The sequence below is a fragment of the Streptomyces sp. NPDC031049 genome, from assembly GCF_055571015.1.
The window spans coordinates 157,123-176,958 of record NZ_JBVIGC010000013.1 but is presented as its reverse complement, the minus strand read 5'-3'; the positions used below and the strand labels follow the sequence as shown (position 1 = coordinate 176,958).

14 protein-coding genes are annotated in these 19,836 nt (G+C 70.9%); 9 read left to right on the top strand and 5 right to left on the bottom strand.

The window, feature by feature from the left end; all coding sequences use genetic code 11:
* Window positions 1-104: 104 nt before the first annotated feature.
* The 3 genes from ACZ45Q_RS22725 (at window position 105) to ACZ45Q_RS22715 (ending at window position 1,906) form a co-directional block, all read left to right on the top strand.
* Window positions 105-317, top strand: a complete 213-nt coding sequence (locus ACZ45Q_RS22725) for a DUF5326 family protein (protein ID WP_095756015.1) — start codon at window positions 105-107, stop codon at window positions 315-317.
* Window positions 318-559: 242 nt separating this feature from the next.
* Entirely contained in the window at window positions 560-1,345 is a 786-nt protein-coding gene (locus ACZ45Q_RS22720; RefSeq protein WP_468264284.1) for an IclR family transcriptional regulator, read from the top strand.
* Between the two features lie 123 nt (window positions 1,346-1,468).
* A complete protein-coding gene (locus ACZ45Q_RS22715; protein ID WP_468264281.1) occupies window positions 1,469-1,906 on the top strand; it encodes an SsgA family sporulation/cell division regulator in 438 nt (145 codons plus the stop codon).
* Window positions 1,907-1,987: 81 nt separating this feature from the next.
* Here the strand turns inward: ACZ45Q_RS22715 and ACZ45Q_RS22710 are convergent, their stop codons facing one another.
* Window positions 1,988-3,331, bottom strand: coding sequence for a YibE/F family protein (locus tag ACZ45Q_RS22710; protein WP_468264278.1), 1,344 nt, complete (start codon window positions 3,329-3,331; stop codon window positions 1,988-1,990).
* 253 nt (window positions 3,332-3,584) lie between these two features.
* On the opposite strand from ACZ45Q_RS22710, the gene thiC reads away from it, so the two are divergent.
* Both thiC and ACZ45Q_RS22700 read left to right on the top strand, forming a co-directional pair.
* Window positions 3,585-5,378 carry a phosphomethylpyrimidine synthase ThiC gene (gene thiC / locus ACZ45Q_RS22705; protein ID WP_468264275.1) on the top strand — a complete coding sequence of 598 codons (1,794 nt, stop codon included), beginning with the start codon at window positions 3,585-3,587 and terminating at the stop codon, window positions 5,376-5,378.
* Between the two features lie 160 nt (window positions 5,379-5,538).
* Complete coding sequence (locus ACZ45Q_RS22700) at window positions 5,539-7,041, top strand: VWA domain-containing protein (protein ID WP_468264273.1); 1,503 nt, start codon at window positions 5,539-5,541, stop codon at window positions 7,039-7,041.
* A 97-nt stretch (window positions 7,042-7,138) separates the two neighbouring features.
* Here the strand turns inward: ACZ45Q_RS22700 and ACZ45Q_RS22695 are convergent, their stop codons facing one another.
* The 3 genes from ACZ45Q_RS22695 to ACZ45Q_RS22685 form a co-directional block, all read right to left on the bottom strand.
* On the bottom strand, window positions 7,139-8,011 hold the full coding sequence (locus tag ACZ45Q_RS22695; RefSeq protein WP_468264269.1) for a hypothetical protein: 873 nt from the start codon (window positions 8,009-8,011) through the stop codon (window positions 7,139-7,141).
* A gap of 182 nt (window positions 8,012-8,193) precedes the next feature.
* Window positions 8,194-9,285: a metallophosphoesterase family protein gene (locus ACZ45Q_RS22690; RefSeq protein ID WP_468264266.1), complete on the bottom strand. Its 1,092-nt coding sequence runs from the start codon at window positions 9,283-9,285 to the stop codon at window positions 8,194-8,196.
* Window positions 9,286-9,741: 456 nt separating this feature from the next.
* Window positions 9,742-10,854: a LacI family DNA-binding transcriptional regulator gene (locus tag ACZ45Q_RS22685; protein WP_468264263.1), complete on the bottom strand. Its 1,113-nt coding sequence runs from the start codon at window positions 10,852-10,854 to the stop codon at window positions 9,742-9,744.
* Window positions 10,855-11,357: 503 nt separating this feature from the next.
* Between ACZ45Q_RS22685 and hisC the strand changes: the two genes are divergently transcribed.
* Window positions 11,358-12,437, top strand: a complete 1,080-nt coding sequence (gene hisC, locus ACZ45Q_RS22680) for a histidinol-phosphate transaminase (protein ID WP_468264260.1) — start codon at window positions 11,358-11,360, stop codon at window positions 12,435-12,437.
* Between the two features lie 524 nt (window positions 12,438-12,961).
* Here hisC and ACZ45Q_RS22675 read toward each other — a convergent pair.
* Complete coding sequence (locus ACZ45Q_RS22675) at window positions 12,962-13,357, bottom strand: cyclophilin-like fold protein (protein ID WP_468264256.1); 396 nt, start codon at window positions 13,355-13,357, stop codon at window positions 12,962-12,964.
* Window positions 13,358-13,579: 222 nt separating this feature from the next.
* Between ACZ45Q_RS22675 and ACZ45Q_RS22670 the strand changes: the two genes are divergently transcribed.
* From ACZ45Q_RS22670 to cydD, 3 genes are read left to right on the top strand one after another with little or no spacing between them, the layout of a single operon-like run.
* Complete coding sequence (locus tag ACZ45Q_RS22670; RefSeq protein WP_468264253.1) at window positions 13,580-15,085, top strand: cytochrome ubiquinol oxidase subunit I; 1,506 nt, start codon at window positions 13,580-13,582, stop codon at window positions 15,083-15,085.
* Between the two features lie 20 nt (window positions 15,086-15,105).
* Window positions 15,106-16,110, top strand: a complete 1,005-nt coding sequence (cydB, locus tag ACZ45Q_RS22665; protein ID WP_468264250.1) for a cytochrome d ubiquinol oxidase subunit II — start codon at window positions 15,106-15,108, stop codon at window positions 16,108-16,110.
* 12 nt (window positions 16,111-16,122) lie between these two features.
* The gene (gene cydD / locus ACZ45Q_RS22660; RefSeq protein ID WP_468264247.1) at window positions 16,123-19,656 is read left to right on the top strand and encodes a thiol reductant ABC exporter subunit CydD; all 3,534 of its coding nucleotides are present in this window, start codon (window positions 16,123-16,125) and stop codon (window positions 19,654-19,656) included.
* The last annotated feature ends 180 nt before the right edge of the window (window positions 19,657-19,836 follow it).

Sequence of the window (19,836 nt, the reverse complement as noted above, 5' to 3'; positions counted from 1 at the left end):
GGGAGACTCCGGCACAGGGCTCCCGAACAGGTGTCCCGGACTCCGCGGAACCCGGCATGTCGGCCGGGTGGCGGGGGCGGGCGGACGACGTGAGGACGAGGGCGATGCGAGAGATCTTCGCGGGACTGCCGTGGTGGGTGAAGTGGGTCGCGGTGCCGGTCATCGCCCTGGTCGTGTTCGGCGGGCTGATCGCCAGCGTGGTCGGCTTCGTGATCGGACTGCTGTTCAAGGTGCTGGTCTTCGTCGCACTGGTCGGCGGACTGATCTACGTCGTCCGGAAGTTCACGACGAGTTCTTCCTCCCGTAGCGACTGGTGAGGGCTGTGGGACACGGGTGGGGGTAACAGGAATCGCTGGTTCCCTCGCGCGAGGGAAGTTTGCTGCACGGCGCGTATACGGGCGATGACAGGCCGTTAGAGTCCGGAACTCGACGCGGGGACGATCCCCGCGAGCGGCGTACACCCCCACCCGTGTCTACCCGCACGGGCTGCCCCCTCGCGCTTCGGGAGTGACCCTTGGCCACGGCTCAGACCGCATCCGCCTCGCTGCACGCACTCCCTGTGCAGCCCCAAGCGGCGCCCGCCTCCGCGGATCCGCCCACCGCGACCCTCATCGGTTCCGTGCAGCGGGCCATGCGCCTGCTGGAGTGCGTGGCCGAGCACCCGTACGGAGCCCCGGCCAAGCAACTGGCCCGCGAGACCGGGCTGGCCCTGCCCACGGCGTACCACCTGCTGCGGACGCTCGTGCACGAGGGCTACCTCCGGCGGGACAAGGGGCTCTTCTTCCTGGGCGAGGCGACCGAGCGGCTGGGCAGCAGCGGCGCTCGGCAGAAACGTCGCACCACGGTCGTCGACGCGCTCGCCCGCTGGCGGGACGTGATCGGCGTGCCCGTGTACTACGCCATGTACCGCGACGGCGAGATCGACGTCGTCTGCGTCTCCGACACCCCGGGCAATCCGGCGGTCGAGGAGTGGGCCGACTTCCGCGAGACCGGGCACGCGCACGCGATCGGGCAGTGCCTGCTCTCCCAGCTGGACGAGGAGGCCCGCCGGGACCACCTCGACCGCTACCCCGTACACCCCGTCACGCCGTACACGGTCCGTGACCAACAGCGGCTGCTGTGCCGGCTGAGCGGCCTCCGGCGGATGGACCCCGTGGTCGAACACCAGGAGTACGCCCTGGGCACCGTCTGCGCGGCGATCCCCATCACGGTCGGCACCACCGCCGCGACGGTGGCGATCTCCCTGCCGGTCCACCAAGCCGACCGGCTGCTGCCCGCGGCGTTGCGGCTCCAGGAGGAGATGGGGCGGCTCATCGGCTCGCTCGCCCTCTCTATCAGTATCTGAAAACTCACTCCTTGTGATCTGGTGTGTACGTTCAGCAAGATGCCACCTGTGTCAGAGGTTTGATGCAGATGGTTCCGAGCACTTTGATTCCCGGCCAGTCGACGGCGAATGACGGGGTAGGCGATGCGCGAGTCCGTACAGGCAGAGGTCATGATGAGCTTTCTCGTGTCCGAGGAGCTCTCCTTCCGCATCCCGGTGGAGCTGCGCTACGAGACCTGTGATCCCTATGCCGTGCGGCTGACCTTCCATTTGCCCGGTGATGCCCCGGTGACCTGGGCCTTCGGCCGTGAGCTGCTGATCGACGGGGTGGGGCGGCCCTGTGGGGACGGCGACGTGCGCATCTCGCCCGTCGATCCGGAGCCGCTGGCAGAGGTGCTGATCCGCCTTCAGGTCGGCAGCGACCAGGCCCTGTTCCGCTCCTCGGCGGCTCCCCTGGTGGCCTTCCTCGACCGCACCGACAAGCTGGTGCCCCTGGGCCAGGAGGGGGCGCTCGCCGACTTCGACGCCCACCTCGACGAGGCCCTGGACCGCATCCTGGCGGAGGAACAGAGCGCCGGCTGAAGCGTTACGGCAGCTCTACGACGGTGCTGTAACGCTTCGCCGGTGACTGCCACGGCCCGGCCGTGAGCCTGGGTCGTCACCTCACCGCTTGCGGCGGCGGCCCCGCCCACCGCGTACTGGCGCGGCACCGGCTGCCGCCGCCTCGCGCCCGGGACGGTCGGCCGAGACCACCAGCGCCGCCAGCGCCGTGGTGACCGGCACCGACGCCACCAGGCCGATCGAACCGATCAGCGTGCGCACGATCTCCTCGGCGACCAGCTCGCTGTTGGCCACCGTCCCCACCCCGCTCTGCGCGATCGAGAACAGCAGCAGCAACGGCAGGGCGGCGCCCGCATAGGCGAGGACCAGCGTGTTGACGACGGACGCGATGTGGTCGCGCCCGATGCGGATGCCCGCCCGGTACAGGCCCCGCCAGCCCATCGTCGGGTTGGCGTCGTGCAGCTCCCAGACCGCCGACGTCTGCGTGACCGTCACGTCGTCCAGGACACCGAGCGAGCCGATGATGACGCCGGCCAGCAGCAGGCCGCTCATGTCGATGCCCGGGTACAGCCCGTGGATCAGCCCGGTGTTGTCGTCCGTGTTGCCGGTCAGTGCCGCCCAGCCGATGAACAGCGAGCCCAGGATGCCGATCAGCACCAGTGAGATCAGGGTGCCGAGCACCGCGACGGAGGTCCGTGCCGACAGCCCGTGACACAGGTACAGGGCCATCAGCATGATGGCGCTCGCCCCGACCACCGCCACGAGCAACGGGTTCGAGCCCTGGAGGATCGCGGGCAGGATGAAGAAGTTCAGCACCAGGAAGCTGAGGGCCAGCGAGATCAGCGCCATCAGGCCCCGCAGCCGTCCGACGATCACCACGGCGACCGCGAAGATCCCGGCGAGCAGCGCCAGGGGGAGCCGTCGGTTGATGTCGGCCACCGAGTACTGGAGATCCTCGGGGGCGGAGGGCTCGTAGGCGACCACCACCTCCTGGCCCTCGTGCAACTGGCGTGACTGGTCGGGCTGCACGATCTCGGTGAACGTCCGGCCCTTGTCCTTGCCGGTGTCGACCCGGATCGTCGCCTTGTTGCAGGTGCCGTTCTGCCGCTGGACCGCCGAGGAACCCTCGGCCGTGGAGGTGTCGCCGGTCGGCGGGACACCCGAGGCGTTGGCGTCCTGGCAACTGATCTCCACCACCTCGGTGACCGTGGCCTGTTGCGTCTGCCGGTCGAAACCGACGCCGGTGCGCTCGTGCGGCGGCGCACCGCCCGGCCAGAGCACCGCCAGCCCCACGACCACCGCCGCGGCGAACGGGATGAGGACCGCGGCGATGACCTTGCGCAGGTGCTGGGAGACCGGCGTCGCGGGCCCATGGCTGTGACTGTGTCCGTGCACATGTCCATGGCCGCCGGGCGGCTGCGTGGGGGGCTGCTGCGATGTGGTCACCGACCGATCATCGCAAGAACCGAGAGGGCCCCCTGTTCAGCACGCCCGAATTGACGCTAGCGTGGGGGCACGTTTGTACACGCGGGAGCTCGGAGCACCGGGCTGAGAGGGCGCTGACCTTCGTCCCAGCGATGTTTCACATGAAACATCACCGACGCCGAGTGATGTTTCACACGGAACGTCGGAGGACGGACACCGCTGCGTCGACCGCCGAACCTGTTACCGGGTAATGCCGGCGTAGGGAGTAGGTCTCATGACCAGCAAGGACACACGCACGCCTGCCTCCACGCAGAACTCCGCCAGCGGTGACGCCGCGGAGGCCGGGAAGTCCATCGGCTGGCACAAGGCGTACATCGAGGGCTCCCGCCCCGATCTGCGCGTGCCGGTCCGGCAGGTGCATCTCACCAACGGGCAGTCCGTCACGCTGTACGACACATCCGGCCCGTACACCGACCCACGGGTGGACACCGACGTCCGCAGGGGCCTGCCGCCGCTGCGGGAGAACTGGATCATCGCCCGTGGCGACACCGAGGAGTACGCGGGCCGTCCCGTCCGTCCCGAGGACGACGGGATCAAGCACACGTCTCCCCGTGGCGGCCTGCGCAATCTCGACGCGGTCTTCCCCGGACGGCCGCGTCAGCCGCGGCGTGGCCGGGACGGACAGGCGGTCACCCAGCTCGCGTACGCCCGCCGGGGGGAGATCACACCCGAGATGGAGTACGTGGCCATCCGGGAGAACGTCTCCCCGGAGGTGGTGCGCGAGGAGATCGCGGCGGGACGGGCCGTGCTGCCGGCCAACGTCAACCACCCCGAGATCGAGCCGATGATCATCGGCAAGCGGTTCCTGGTGAAGGTCAACGCCAACATCGGCAACTCGGCCGTCACCTCCTCCATCGAGGAAGAGGTCGAGAAGATGACCTGGGCGACCCGCTGGGGCGCCGACACGGTCATGGACCTCTCCACCGGGCGGAACATCCACACCACCCGGGAATGGGTGCTGCGCAACTCCCCCGTCCCCATCGGCACCGTGCCGCTGTACCAGGCCCTGGAGAAGGTCGACGGCAAGGCCGAGGAGCTCACCTGGGAGATCTACAAGGACACGGTCATCGAGCAGGCCGAGCAGGGCGTGGACTACATGACCGTCCACGCGGGCGTGCGTCTGCCGTATGTGCCGCTGACCGCGAACCGCAAGACGGGCATCGTCTCGCGGGGCGGTTCGATCATGGCGGCGTGGTGCCTGGCGCACCACAAGGAGTCGTTCCTCTACGAGAACTTCGAGGAGCTGTGCGAGATCCTCGCCGCCTACGACGTCACGTACTCCCTCGGTGACGGTCTCCGTCCGGGATCGATCGCGGACGCCAACGACCGGGCCCAGTTCGCCGAGCTGGAGACGCTCGGGGAGCTCAACCGGATCGCGAAGCGCTTCAACGTCCAGACCATGATCGAGGGCCCGGGCCATGTCCCGATGCACAAGATCAAGGAGAACATCGACCTTCAGCAGGAGATCTGCGAGGAAGCCCCGTTCTATACGCTCGGCCCGCTGACCACGGACATCGCGCCGGCGTACGACCACATCACCTCCGGCATCGGCGCCGCGATGATCGCCTGGTGGGGCACGGCCATGCTCTGTTACGTCACACCCAAGGAGCACCTGGGCCTGCCCAACCGTGACGACGTCAAGACCGGTGTGATCACCTACAAGATCGCCGCGCACGCTGCCGACCTCGCCAAGGGGCACCCCGGTGCGCAGGAGTGGGACGACGCGCTGTCCGACGCGCGCTTCGAGTTCCGGTGGGAGGACCAGTTCAATCTGGCCCTCGACCCGGACACGGCCCGGGAGTTCCACGACGAGACACTCCCGGCCGAGCCCGCCAAGACGGCGCACTTCTGCTCGATGTGCGGGCCGAAGTTCTGCTCGATGAAGATCTCGCAGGACATCCGCCGTGAGCACGGCGGCAGTCAGGCGGAGATCGAGGAGGGCATGGCCCAGAAGTCGAAGGAGTTCGCAGCCGCCGGGAACCGGGTGTACCTCCCGATGGCCGACTGACCGTCGTTCCGTCTCCACCCGCCGAGCGCCCCCTGCCTCCCGGCCGGGGGTGCTCGCCCGCGGGCCCGTCCCACGGGCGAGCTTCGGCTCGGGCGCGCTTCACGGCGAGCTTCGGCTCGGGCACTCCCCACGGCGGGCCTCGGCTCGGCAGACTGAGGTCATGACAGCCACAGTCCTGAGCAAGGGCGCCAATCTCGCGGTCGACTCCCCCGCGGTACGCGTCGAACTGGTCTGGTCCGCCGGACGCGGAGTGCCCGAGGTCGACGTCTCGGCCCTGCTCCTCGCCGCGGACGGGCGGGTGCGGGACGACGGCGACTTCGTCTTCTACAACCAGCCCCGCCACGCCTCCGGCGCCGTACGGCACGTGGGGAAGCGGGGCGGCTCCGGGGCCGCCACCACCGACGCCGTCGAGGTGGACCTGGGCTCGCTGGAGCCGGCGGTCGAGCGCGTCGTGCTGTGCGCGTCGGCCGACGGCGGGACGTTCGGGCAGGTGCCCGGGCTGTCACTGCGGTTGCTGCACACGGGGACCGGGACCGAGCTGGCGCGGTTCGACATGACCGCCGCGACCGAGACGGCGATGATCGGCGGTGAGCTGTACCGGCGCCAGGGCCGGTGGAAGTTCCGCGCCGTCGGACAGGGCTACGCGTCCGGGCTGGCGGGGCTGGCGACCGACTTCGGCATCACCGTCGACGACGCCCCTCCGCCCGCCGGCGCGTCGGGCGCGGTCACCTCTTCGCCGGCCGGCGGGCCGGGGGCGGTCACCTCTTCGCCGGCTCCGGCCGCCCCTTCCGCTCCGCAGGCCCCCTCCGCTCCGTCTTCCCCTTCCGTTCCGCCCGCCCCCTCCGCGCCGGTCGCCTCCGCCCCGCCCCCGGCGCCCGCGGGGTCTGCGGCGATCCCGCCGCGGCTGACCAGGGGCGAGGAGCACCTGCCGGTGGACATGCGCAAGCGACTGTCGCTGCGCAAGGAGCAGGTGGCGGTCAGCCTGCGCAAGCACGGCGCGGCGGAGCTGACCGCGCGCGTCGTGCTGGTGCTCGACGCCTCCGGTTCCATGTCCTTCCTCTACTCCCGTGGCGTGGTGGCCGACGTGGTGGAGCGCATGGCCGCCGTCGCCGCCCAGTTGGACGACGACGGGGAGATGCAGGCCTGGACGTTCGCCTCCAACCCGGCCCGACTGCCCGACCTGCGGCTGGGGGAGCTGCCGGACTGGCTGCGGCTGCACGTGCGCGTGGGCGAGATCAGCCTGTTCCGCCGTGGCAGGAGGAAGGGGCTGGACCCGAGTCAGGTCGACATGAAGGCGGTCGGCATCCAGAACGAGGAGCAGAAGGTCATCGCGGAGGTCCGTGCGTTCGTCCGGGACCACCCGGTGGCCGTTCCGACCCTGGTGCTGTTCTTCTCCGACGGGGGCGTCTACCGCAACGCCGAGATCGAGCGCGAGCTGCGGGAGGCGGTGGAGGAGCCCGTCTTCTGGCAGTTCGTGGGGCTGGGGCGGTCGAACTACGGAGTCCTGGAGCGGTTCGACACCCTCCCCGGCCGTCGGGTCGACAACGTCGGCTTCTTCGCCGTGGACGACATCAGCACCGTCCCCGACCCGGAGCTGTACGACCGGCTGCTGTCCGAGTTCCCGTCCTGGGTCACCGCGGCCGGCCGGGCGGGCATTCTCTGAGGCGCCGTATCGCCCTACAGGGCAGGCAGGACCCGACGCGACCGGCGTGCGCTCCCCCTGGGCGGAACCTTCCCGCCAGGGGAGCGCAGGCCGGTGCTCACTCCGGCCGGTGCTCCGGTCCGCCGAAGTCCGGGCTGCTGTAGTCCGGGCTGGAGTAGCGCGGACGGTGCCCGGCGGCGGAGCCGTCGCCGGGACTGCTGAAACCCGGACGGTCGTAGCCGAGCTGCGGCATGCGGCCGGCCGGCGCGTGCGGTGCCGTGCGGTGCATGACGCCCGCCGTGCTCGGGTCGGCGAGCGCGTCCCGCAGGAACGGCACGATGCCGCGTTCCAGCAGCGCTTCTCGCCAGGCTTCCCTGGCCCGGGCCAGCTCCCCGTCGAGTTCGCCGTACGTCCCCGCTTCGGCCGAGGGCCGGTTGCGCAGGGCCGTGAGCAGCAGCCCGACGGCGGCGACGAGGATCGCGACGGCGGTCACGGCGCCGAAGATCCATCCCGTGGTGAGCAACGTCTGGGCGAAGGCCTGACCGGGATCGAGCATCTTCAGGACGTATCCGACCAGCAGGAAGATCGCCGCGGCCGTGCCGGCCAGGACCGGCGCCAGTACGGCGACGACGGCGACGGCGCCGGCGCCCGCGGCCTCGGCGACCTCGCCCATGGTGGTCGCGAACCCCACCGCGCCGGACCCCGGCTCCTGTGAGCCGGACTCGCGCGCGGACGGCGCGGGGGCGGACGGCGCCGGGTGGCGCCGTTCCTCGCGGACCTTGACGTAGTGCTGGTACTCGGTCGCCGCCGCGGCGGTGATGAGAGCGGTGGCGCCCAGCGCCATGGTGCGCAGTTGTTCGGGGTTGAGCCGCTGTCCGACGGCGGCCAGTTCCGGGCGTTGTGGTGCGGAGCGCAGCGCTTCGTTGAGGATCCGCTCGTACTCTTGACGGTCCTCGCTCAACAATGGCTGCGGAACGCTGTTCATGTGCATCCCCCGATGCTCCGTAGGGCTTGGGGCTCGCATGCCAACGAGCCGTCGGGCAGAAACGGAGGGGAGCCTGCTACGGATAGACCGATGGTAGAGCGGTGACGGCAGGCGGTGACAGGGGGTTTCCAGAAATTGGGTGCCCGGCTGTACGCACGCGGACGCCCCGCGGGCGGTCCGGTGAACGGTCAGGTGTCCAGCGGCAGTTGCTGGACCAGCAGCTTTCCGGCCATGGTCACACCGCCGTCCATGGCGATGGCGAGCCCGTCGGCGTAGACGTGCGGTGCCTCGACCGCGGGACGGGTCTCCTCCTCGTCGTCCTCCGAGCCGACCTCGCCCAGCAGGTACGGGATGGGGCTGTGGCCGTGAACGATGCGGGTGCCGCCGTACGTATCCAGCAGCGAGCGCACGGCGTCGGCGCCGCCCTCGTCCCGGAAGGAGAAGCGCTTGGTGAACTTGCGGAACAGGTCCCAGACCTCGTCCGCGTCGTTGCGGGTGAGCGTTTCGCGGACGGTGTCGTTGACCTCTTCGATGGAGCGGCCGTAGTCGAGGTAGGCGGTGGTGTCGGAGTGCACCAGCAGGTGGCCGTCGACCTCCTCGAGGGCGTCGAGCCGCGACATCCACTGCAGGTGGTGGTCCTGGAGGCGGTCCATGTCGGTCTTCTGACCGCCGTTGAGCAGCCAGGCCGCCTGGAAGGTGGCGGTGCCCGCGCCGGAGTTGACCGGCGTGTCGCCGAACCGCTTCGCGCCGATCAGCAGCAGCTCGTGGTTGCCCATCAGCGCCTTGCAGTAGCCGCCGGCCGCGGCGGCCTCTGCGGACAGCCGCATCACGAGGTCGATGACGCCGATGCCGTCCGGGCCGCGGTCGGTGAAGTCGCCGAGGAACCACAGCCGGGTGGTGCCCGCGCACCAGTGCCCGGCGGCGTCGATCAGGCCCTGCTCCCGGAGCGCGGCCATCAGTTCGTCGAGGTAGCCGTGCACGTCTCCGACGACGTACAGCGGGCCCTGGCCGGTGGCGGACGGTGCGACGGGCGTCGGCACGGGGTCGACGGTCACCTGCACCGTGTCGCCGCGGTTGATGACGGGGAGGTCGCGCTCGGTGGGCGTGTACCCCTCCGGGAAGGCCTCCTGGTGCGGCGGGGCGACCTCGCCGGGGTGCGTGCCGTGGCCGTACGGACCGGTCTCGTGGACGTACGCGGGCACGCGGAAGTCGCGCAGCGTCGCCGTCCGCTCCACCTCGGGTCCCTGACCGGCCCCCTGAGTCATCGACCCCTCCACCATCGCGCCGCATCTGCACCGCTTCGGACTGCCTGGTCGCAGCGGCCCGCGGTGTCGTGGGCCCATCATAGGAATGCGGATCGCGCTGTGTGATGACCCAGGGGTGGTGAATCGGAACGGGACGCCGCTTCACCGCGGCTTTCGCCCCGATCGGTCCCGGCTTCGTCCCATGCCAGGAACCGTCCCCGTGACCCCTCGCCCACTCCCGCGACCGCTTGCGCCGCCCGTCCGCAGCCGTCTGCCGCTCGGCGCGTCACGGACGTCCCGGGCGTCCCGAACGCCGTCCGGGCTTCCCGAGCGTCCGGGTACTCGAACGCCCTGACGTCTCTGAGTCCCTGACGGCTCGAGCGGCTCGGCGGCAGTGGTGCGTGCCAGGCCCGTCAGGCCTGCCGCGCCTCCGCCGCCCGCACCGCTACGGCGCTTCCCTCCACACGGCTACGCCGCTTCCGTCCGCGCCGCCTAGGCGCCCTCCGGTGACCGCGGCGGGCTGACCGTCGTGCGCGGCGGGCGGCGCTGGGATGAGGTGCGCACGATCAGTTCGGTCGGTATCACCTGCTCGACCGGCCCGCCCGGGTCGGCCCCCTCGATGGCGTCGATGAGCAGCTGCACCACGGCCGTGCCGATCCGGCGGGGCTTCAGCGACAGCGTGGTGATGGGCGGCTCGGTGCTGGCGTACACGGTGGATTCGCTGCAACAGACCAGCAGCAGGTCGTCGGGCACGCGCAGCCCGTAGCGGCGGGCGGCGGCGAGCAGGTCGGTGCCGTTGGGGTCGAACAGCCCGTAGACGGCGTCGGGCCGGTCGGGGCGGGCGAGCAGCCGGTCGGCGGCGACGGCGCCCGCACACGGGTCGTGCGCCGGGTAGGCCTCGTACACCGGGTCCTGGCCGACCCGGTCGCACCAACGCAGGTACGCGGTGGTCGACAGGTGGGTGTACGTGTCGGTCGAGGTGCCCGTGAGCAGACCGATGCGGCGGGCACCGGCGTCGGCGAGGTGGTCGAGGATGCCGAGCACGGCGGCCTCGTGGTCGTTGTCGACCCAGGCCGTGACCGGGAGCGCTCCCGCGGGCCTGCCGTCGGAGACGACAGGTAAACCCTGCCGGACCAGCTCGCTGACGACCGGGTCCTGGTCGGAGGGGTCGATGACGACCGTGCCGTCCAGGGCGACGTTGGACCACACGTCGTGGCGGGAGGTCGCCGGCAGGATGACGAGCGCGTATCCGCGGGCGAGCGCCGCGGAGGTGGCGGCGCGGGCCATCTCGGCGAAGTAGGCGAACTCGGTGAAGGTGAAAGGTTCATCCCCGTACGTCGTGACGGTCAGGCCGATGAGTCCCGACTTGCCGGTACGGAGGGTCCGGGCGGCGGCCGAGGGGCGGTAGCCCAGCCGGTCGGCGACCTCGCGGACATGGCGGCGGGTGGCGTCCGGGAGCCGGCCCTTGCCGTTGAGGGCGTCGGAGACGGTCGTGATGGAGACTCCGGCGGCGGCGGCCACGTCCCTGATGCCCGCCCGACCCGGCCGGCTGCCTCGACGTGAGGTTTCCGCGCGGCTCACCTGGTGCTTCCCTGCTGCTGTCATGGCGAGCCGATAGTAGGGCTCATGCAGCGGGGTAGGGCGGCCGCATATGCACGCGTTGACAGGCACGTTTCTGCATGGTCGTTAGGGGTCAACTTCCTTGAAAAGCAAGTCAGTTACCCCTCTGCGCCCCAGGACGTGACGTGTTGACGTCCGCAGGCCTGCCAAGGCTTCGATGTTGCGAAGAGGTCTCAACTCACCTTCACGGGTGATGCGCGCCAGGGCGTGAGCTACCGGCGCATAGATATATGTGCGGCGCGCCCCCCGAATCGTACGCCTTCATGGGCTGATGCCCTTGATGCCGGTCGGCCCCCGGGGGTGTGGTGCTGGTGTGACTTTTGTGGCGAGCACGGTGATCGGCCGGCGCTCGGACCGGTGATCGTCCCGGCGCTCGGCCCGTTGGTCGGCCCGAGCCGATCGGCTCGGGCCGACCTATACGCAGCGGCGCCGAATCCTCATAAGGTGAGAAGTATTCGATGCCGGTGGTGGTCACGAGGAGGACTGCGGTGAGCGAGACGAGCCCCAAGCTGCGCGCCGAGCTGGAGGGAATCCCCACCTACAAGCCGGGCAAGCCCGCCGCGGCCGACGGGCCTGTGGCCTACAAGCTGTCCTCCAACGAGAACCCCTATCCGCCGCTGCCGGGCGTGCTGGAGACGGTGACGGCGGCGGCCGGCTCCTTCAACCGCTACCCGGACATGGCCTGCACGGGGCTGATGAACGAGCTGTCCGAGCGGTTCGGTGTCCCCGTCTCCCACCTGTCGACCGGCACCGGTTCCGTCGGTGTGGCGCAGCAGCTGCTCCAGGCGACCTCCGGACCCGGCGACGAGGTGATCTACGCCTGGCGGTCCTTCGAGGCGTACCCGATCATCACGCAGATCAGCGGAGCCACCTCGGTGCGGGTGCCGCTGACGCCGGGGGACGTGCACGACCTGGACGCGATGGCGGCCGCCATCACCGACCGGACACGGCTGATCTTCGTCTGCAACCCCAACAACCCCACGGGCACGGTGGTGCGCCGGGCCGAGCTGGAGCGGTTCCTGGACCGGGTGCCCGGTGATGTGCTGGTCGTGCTGGACGAGGCCTACCGCGAGTTCATCCGCGACCCCGAGGTGCCGGACGGCTGCGAGCTGTACCGCGAGCGCCCCAACGTCTGCGTCCTGCGGACCTTTTCGAAGGCCTACGGCCTGGCGGGGCTGCGGGTCGGCTTCGCCATCGCCCATGAGCCGGTGGCCGCCGCGCTCCGCAAGACGGCGGTGCCGTTCGGCGTGAGCCAGCTCGCGCAGGAGGCCGCCATCGCGTCGCTGCGGGCCGAGGACGAGTTGCTCGGTCGGGTCGGCTCGCTGGTGTGTGAGCGCACGCGCGTGGTCGACGGGCTGCGCGCCCAGGGCTGGACGGTCCCGGAGACCCAGGCCAACTTCGTGTGGCTGCGGCTGGGGGAGCGGACGGTCGACTTCGCCCAGGCCTGTGAGCGGGCCGGTGTGGTGGTCCGGCCGTTCCCCGGCGAGGGTGTGCGGGTGACGGTCGGCGAGAGCGAGGCGAACGACATCTTCCTGAAGGTGACGGAGGCGTTCCGCAAGGAGCTGTAGAGCCGGACGCGGTCGGCATCGAGGAGGCCGTGAGGCTCGGGCGGGCCGTGAGCTCGGGCGGGCCGTGAGCTCGGGCGGGCAGTGAGCTCGGGCGGGCAGTCGAGTCTCGGCCGGTCATCCGGTCTCTTGGGCCGTGGCCCGGTCTGGGCTGCTGGGCCGTGGCCCGGTCGGGTTGGCTGGCCCGCTGGCCCGCTGGCCCGCTGGCCCGTGCGCCCGGTCGGGCCGGCCGGGCCGTCGAGCGGTGAGGGTGCTGTGCTCGGGGGTTCGCGGCAGGGGGGCGCTCGTCGGTCGCCGGTGGGCGCCGAGCGGGGCCGGTGTCGGTGATGCGGGGACGGTCGTCCCGCAGGCGCCTGGCTGTGTGCCCGCCGTTGTGCGGCTGCCGGCTGTGCGCCGGACTGGGCTGTGTGCCAGGCCTGCCAGGCCGAGGAGCTACCAGGGCGAGGAGCTACCAGGCCGAGGAGGTGCCGTGCCGGGTGGGCTGCCCTCTCGGCGGGTGACCGCGGTCGGTCACCGCCGCTCGCGCGCTAGGCGTCGACGGCCTCGACGCGGATCGGGTCACCGTTGCGGACCGTCGCCAGCAGGCGAGGGTCCCCGTCCAGGCGGCCCATCACATTGCACGGGCTCGCGAGACGGCACTCGTCGCCGCGCGAGATCGGCGTCGGTCCGTAGGGAAGAGCCAAGGCGTCGCCATCGGTCCAGAAGGCGACGGTGCCCGGCTCCACGACCTGCCGGGCGTCCGTTTCACGTGAAACCGACACACCCGTGTCGAAGTACACCTCTTCTCCCCAGGTGTGGGCGCTCGCCGTCAGCGGCAGAGCCTTGAGCAGAGCCTGCGTGGTGGCGGTGTCGTCGAGGATCGCGGTGAGGTGCCCCGCGGGCCAGGAAATCCGTATCTGTGTCTGCTGTCCCTGTGTGTCCATGCGGCGGATTCAACAAGATGTTGAAGTTCTTGCCAAGGGGTTGACGTCACAGGGGACCCCCCTTCCGGCGTCGAAAAGCAGTAGGTCATAATTGCTTGTGAATGTGAACGCGTTCACAAGCGTGTCTGGTTGCTCCAAATCAGGTGCGGCATACACGCATAAAACGCCGCTGAACCACGGCGATGTGGCGATGTGACGTGGCGATGTGAGGAGAACGACGACGTGGACATAGCTCTGGCGCCGGAGACGCTGGCGCGCTGGCAGTTCGGCATCACCACCGTCTACCACTTCCTGTTCGTCCCCCTGACGATCTCGCTGGCCGCCCTCACGGCAGGTCTGGAGACCGCCTGGGTGCGCACCGGGAAGGAGAAGTACCTCCGAGCGACCAAGTTCTGGGGCAAGCTCTTCCTGATCAACATCGCGATGGGCGTGGTCACCGGCATCGTGCAGGAGTTCCAGTTCGGCATGAACTGGTCCGACTACTCCCGGTTCGTCGGCGACGTGTTCGGGGCGCCGCTCGCCTTCGAGGCCCTGATCGCCTTCTTCTTCGAGTCGACCTTCATCGGCCTGTGGATCTTCGGCTGGGACAAGCTGCCCAAGAAGATCCACCTGGCCTGCATCTGGATGGTCTCGCTCGGCACCCTGCTGTCGGCGTACTTCATCCTCGCGGCCAACTCCTGGATGCAGCACCCGGTCGGCTACCGGATCAACGAGGAGAAGGGCCGGGCCGAGCTGACCGACTTCTGGGCCGTCCTGACCCAGAACACCACGCTCAACCAGGTCTTCCACAGCTTCTCGGCGGCCTTCCTCACCGGCGGCGCCTTCATGGTGGGCATCGCCGCCTTCCACCTGATGCGCAAGAGGCACATCCCGGTGATGCGGACCTCGCTGCGGCTCGGCCTGGTCACCATGGCGGTCGGCGGCCTGCTCACCGCGGTCAGCGGCGACACCCTCGGCAAGGTCATGTACGAGCAGCAGCCGATGAAGATGGCCGCCGCCGAGGCACTGTGGGACGGCGAGGAACCGGCTCCCTTCTCCGTCTTCGCGTACGGGGACGTCGACGAGGGACACAACAAGGTCGCCCTGGAGATCCCCGGCCTGCTGTCCTTCCTGGCCCACAGCGACTTCGAGTCGTACGTGCCGGGCATCAACGACACCAACGAGGCCCTCCAGGAGAAGTTCGGACCCGGTGACTACAAGCCCATCGTCCCCGTCGCCTACTGGGGCTTCCGCTGGATGATCGGCTTCGGCATGGCGTCCTTCTCGCTCGGTCTGCTGGGCCTGTGGCTGACCCGGAAGAAGTTCCTGCTGCCCGCCGCCCACCGGACCGGGGAGGACGAAGTGCCGCAGCTGGTGCTGCTGAAGAACCCCCTGGGCTCGAGGCTCACCCGGCTGTACTGGCTGCTGGCCCTGTGGACGATGGGCTTCCCGCTGATCGCCAACTCCTGGGGCTGGATCTTCACCGAGATGGGCCGTCAGCCGTGGGTCGTCTACGGACTCTTCCAGACCCGCGATGCCGTCTCCCCCGGTGTCTCCCAGGCCGAGGTCCTCATCTCGATGATCGCCTTCACCACCCTGTACGCGATCCTCGCCGTCATCGAGGTCAAGCTGCTGGCCAAGTACGTCAAGGCCGGCCCGCCCGAGCTGTCGGAGGCCGACCTCAACCCGCCCACGAAGATCGGCGGCGACGCCCGTGACGCCGACAAGCCGATGGCCTTCTCGTACTAGGCCGAGGGAGCTGCACAGTCATGGAACTGCACGACGTCTGGTTCGTCCTGATCGCCGTCCTGTGGACCGGCTACTTCTTCCTGGAGGGCTTCGACTTCGGGGTCGGCGTCCTGACCAAGCTGCTGGCCCGCAACCGCCCGGAGAAGCGGGTGCTGATCAACACCATCGGTCCCGTCTGGGACGGCAACGAGGTCTGGCTGCTCACGGCCGGTGGCGCCACCTTCGCCGCCTTCCCGGAGTGGTACGCCACGCTGTTCTCCGGCTTCTACCTGCCCCTGCTGGTCATCCTGCTCTGCCTGATCGTCCGCGGCGTGGCCTTCGAGTACCGGGTGAAGCGGCCCGAGGAGAACTGGCAGCGCAACTGGGAGACGGCGATCTTCTGGACCTCGCTCATCCCCGCGTTCCTGTGGGGCGTGGCCTTCGGCAACATCGTCCGGGGTGTGAAGATCGACCGGGACCTGGAGTACGTCGGCAGCCTCTGGGAGCTGTTCAACCCCTACGCGCTGCTCGGCGGCATGGTCACGCTGACGCTGTTCACCTTCCACGGCGCCGTGTTCACGGCGCTGAAGACCGTCGGGGAGATCCGGGTGCGGGCCCGGAGGCTCGCGCTGCGCATCGGAGTCCTCACGGCGGCTCTCGCGTCCGTCTTCCTGCTGTGGACGCAGATCGACAGCGGTGACGGCAAGAGCCTGGTCGCGCTGGTGGTGGCCGTGGCCGCACTGGTCGCCGCGCTGCTGGCCAACCAGGCGGGGCGCGAGGGATGGTCCTTCGCACTGTCCGGCGTCACCATCGTGGCCGCCGTGGCGATGCTCTTCCTGACGCTCTTCCCGAACGTCATGCCGTCCACGCTGAACGAGGACTGGAGCCTGACCGTCACCAACGCCTCGTCCAGCCCGTACACCCTGAAGATCATGACGTGGCTCGCGGCGATCGCCACTCCGCTCGTGGTGCTCTACCAGGGCTGGACGTACTGGGTGTTCCGCAAGCGCATCGGAACCCAGCACCTCGCCGACGCCGCGCACTGAGGGCTGTTTCACGTGAAACCCATCGACCCCCGCCTGGTGCGGTACGCCCGCACCACCCGGCACTTCCTGTTCGCGGTCGTCGGCCTGGGTGCCGTGGGCGCCTGTCTGGTCATCGCGCAGGCCATGCTCATCGCGGAGATCGTAGTGGGCGCCTTCCAGGACGACCGCGGTGTCGACGCACTGCGCACTCCCCTGCTGCTCCTGGTGGCCGTCGCCGGCGGCCGGGCACTGGTCGCGTGGCTCACCGAGCTGGCCGCGCACCGGGCGAGCGCGGCAGTGAAGTCCGAGCTGCGGGGGAGGCTGCTGGAGCGGGCCACCGCGCTCGGTCCCGGCTGGCTGAGCGGGCAGCGGACGGGGTCGCTGGTCACCCTGGCCACGCGGGGAGTCGACGCCCTCGACGACTACTTCTCCCGCTATCTGCCGCAGCTGGGGCTCGCGGTGGTCGTCCCGGTGGCGGTGCTGGCACGCATCGTCACCGAGGACTGGGTGTCGGCGGCCATCATCGTCGCCACCCTGCCGCTCATCCCGGTGTTCATGGTGCTGATCGGCTGGGCCACCCAGTCCCGGATGGACCGTCAGTGGCGGCTGCTGTCCCGGCTGTCCGGACACTTCCTCGACGTGGTCGCCGGTCTGCCCACCCTGAAGGTGTTCGGCCGGGCCAAGGCGCAGGCCGAGTCGATCAAGCGCATCACCGGCGAGTACCGGCAGGCGACGATGCGGACGCTGCGGATCGCCTTCCTGTCCTCCTTCGCCCTGGAACTGCTCGCCACGCTGTCGGTGGCGCTGGTCGCCGTGACGATCGGCATGCGGCTCGTCCACGGCGACATGGCGCTCTATGACGGGCTGGTGGTGCTCATCCTCGCTCCGGAGGCCTATCTGCCCCTGCGCCAGGTCGGCGCCCAGTACCACGCGGCGGCCGAGGGGCTCGGTGCGGCCGAGGAGATCTTCGACGTGCTGCAGACCCCTGCGCCGGAGCGGGGGACCGGACGGGTACCGGCCGACGGCGCCCCCTCCGTCTCCTTCGACGGCGTGACGGTGCGCTACCCGGGGCGGTCCGGGAACGCCGTGTCGGACACGAGCTTCACCGTCCGGCCCGGCGAGACCGTCGCACTGGTCGGCCCGAGCGGGGCGGGCAAGTCGACACTCCTCGGCGTCCTGCTGGGCTTCGTCCAGCCCTCCGCCGGCCTGGTCCGCGTCGGGGGCGCCGACCTCGCCGGCCTCGACCTCGCGCAGTGGCACTCCAAGGTCGCCTGGGTGCCGCAGCGGCCCCAGCTGTTCGCCGGGACCATCGCGGAGAACGTGCGGCTGGCCCGCCCCGACGCCGACGACACCGCCGTACGCCGGGCGCTGCGGGACGCCGGCGCGCTGGACTTCGTGGAGGCGCTGCCCGCGGGAGCCGACACGGTGCTCGGTGAGGAGGGGGCCGGGCTGTCGGCCGGTCAGCGACAGCGGCTGGCGCTGGCGCGGGCCTTCCTCGCGGACCGGCCGGTGCTGCTCCTCGACGAGCCGACGGCCGCCCTCGACGGGGCGACGGAGGCCGGGATCGTGGCGGCGGTGCGGCGGCTCGCGGCGGGCCGGACGGTCCTGCTCGTGGCGCACCGTCCGGCGCTGTTGGAGGTGGCCGACCGAGTCGTGCGGCTGGACGACCGGGAGGTGCGGCCGGAGGAGCGGGCGCTGGGCGCCGTGACGTCCCCGGTCGTTCCGGGCGCTGCCGTCTCCGGCCCGGTGGACGAGGGGCCGGAGACCTATGGTGCGGCCGAGACCGGCACCGCCGGTACGGCGCCGGCCGGGCGAGGCGGCGTGCTCTCCCGGGTCCGGGCGATGTCCGGGGCCCGCCGGGGGCGGCTCGGTCTCGCGCTGGTGCTCGGTGCCCTGGCGCTCGGCAGTGCCGTCGGTCTGATGGCCACCTCGGGGTGGTTGATCTCCCGCGCCTCGCAGCAGCCACCGGTGCTCTATCTGATGCTGGCCGTGACGGCGACCCGCGCCTTCGGCATCGGGCGGGCGGTGTTCCGCTACGCGGAGCGGCTCGTGTCGCACGATGCCGTGCTGCGCATGCTGGCCGACACGCGGGTGGCCGTCTACCGGCGCCTGGAACGGCTGGCGCCCGCCGGGCTGCGCCGCAGCCGCAGGGGCGATCTGCTGACACGGCTCGTCGCCGATGTGGACGCGTTGCAGGACTACTGGCTGCGCTGGCTGCTGCCCGCCGGGGCCGCGGTGGCCGTGTCCGCCGCGTCCGTCGGCTTCACGGCCTGGCTGCTGCCGGAGGCCGGTGCCGTCCTCGCGGTGGGGCTGCTGGCGGCCGGGGCGGGCGTGCCGCTGATCACGGCGGCAGTGGCACGGTGGGCCGAACGCAGGCTGGCCCCCGCCCGCGGTGTGCTCGCGACGCGGGTGACCGACCTGCTCACCGGTACCGCCGAGCTGACCGTCGCCGGCGCCCTGCCGGCCCGGGCCGCCGAGGCACGGCGGGCCGACGACACCCTCACCCGGATCGCCTCGCGCGGGGCCACCGCGACCGCTCTCGGTGACGGGCTCACCGCGCTGATCTCCGGGCTGACCGTGGCCGCCGCCGCGTTGGTCGCCGTCGGGGCGGTGGCCGACGGACGGCTCGACGGACTGCTGACGGCGGTCGTGATCCTCACGTCGCTGGCCGCCTTCGAGGCCGTTCTCGGTCTGCCGCTCGCCGTCCGGTACCGGCAGCGGGTGCGGCGGAGCGCCGAGCGCCTGTACGAGGTGCTCGACGCGCCCGAGCCCGTACGGGAGCCGGAGCAGCCGCGCCCGGCGCCGGCGGCTCCGTTCCCCGTTGTCGTGAGGGGCGTCGGGGCCCGCCACGCCGGGCAGGACCGGGAGGCCCTCGCCGGCCTGGACCTGACCCTGGAGCGGGGCCGCCGCGTCGCGGTGGTCGGGCCGTCCGGCTCCGGCAAGACCACGCTGGCGCAGGTGCTGCTGCGCTTCCTGGACGCCGAGGCGGGCTCCTACACACTGGCCGGTGTCGACGCCTACGCCCTGGACGGCGACGACGTACGGCGGCTCGTCGGGCTGTGCGCCCAGGACGCGCACCTCTTCGACAGCTCGGTCCGGGAGAACCTGCTGCTGGCCCGGCGGGACGCCACCGAGGGGGAGCTGCGTTCCGCCCTGGCCCGGGCCCGGTTGCTGGAGTGGGCCGACAGTCTGCCCGACGGTCTCGACACCCTGGTCGGGGAGCACGGGGCCCGGCTGTCCGGCGGCCAGCGGCAGCGGCTGGCCCTGGCACGTGCGCTGCTCGCCGACTTCCCGGTGCTGGTGCTGGACGAGCCCGCCGAGCACCTGGACCTGCCGACCGCCGACGCGCTCACCGCCGACCTGCTGGCCGCCACCGAGGGCCGTACGACATTGTTGATCACACACCGGCTGGCCGGGCTGGAGGCCGTGGACGAAGTGATCGTCCTGGCTCAGGGGCGTGTCGTGCAGCGTGGCGCGTTCGCCGAGCTGGCCGCCGTGGCCGGGCCGCTGCGGGAGATGATCGAGCGGGAGGCGGCGGAGCTGCCGGCCGGGGCGCGGGTTCCGTAGCCCTGCGCGTCCGCGGCCGTCGCGACAGTGGCCTCGGCCTCCCTCGCCTGGCGCGATCCGGCCCGGCCTTCTCCGGCCCGGCGGCCCTGGCCCCCCTCCCATCGGCGCCCCTGCCTCGCTCTGCCCGCGGCCTTCCCTCGCCTCATCGAAAAGGTAAATCGCAAATCCGACTTTCCTTGG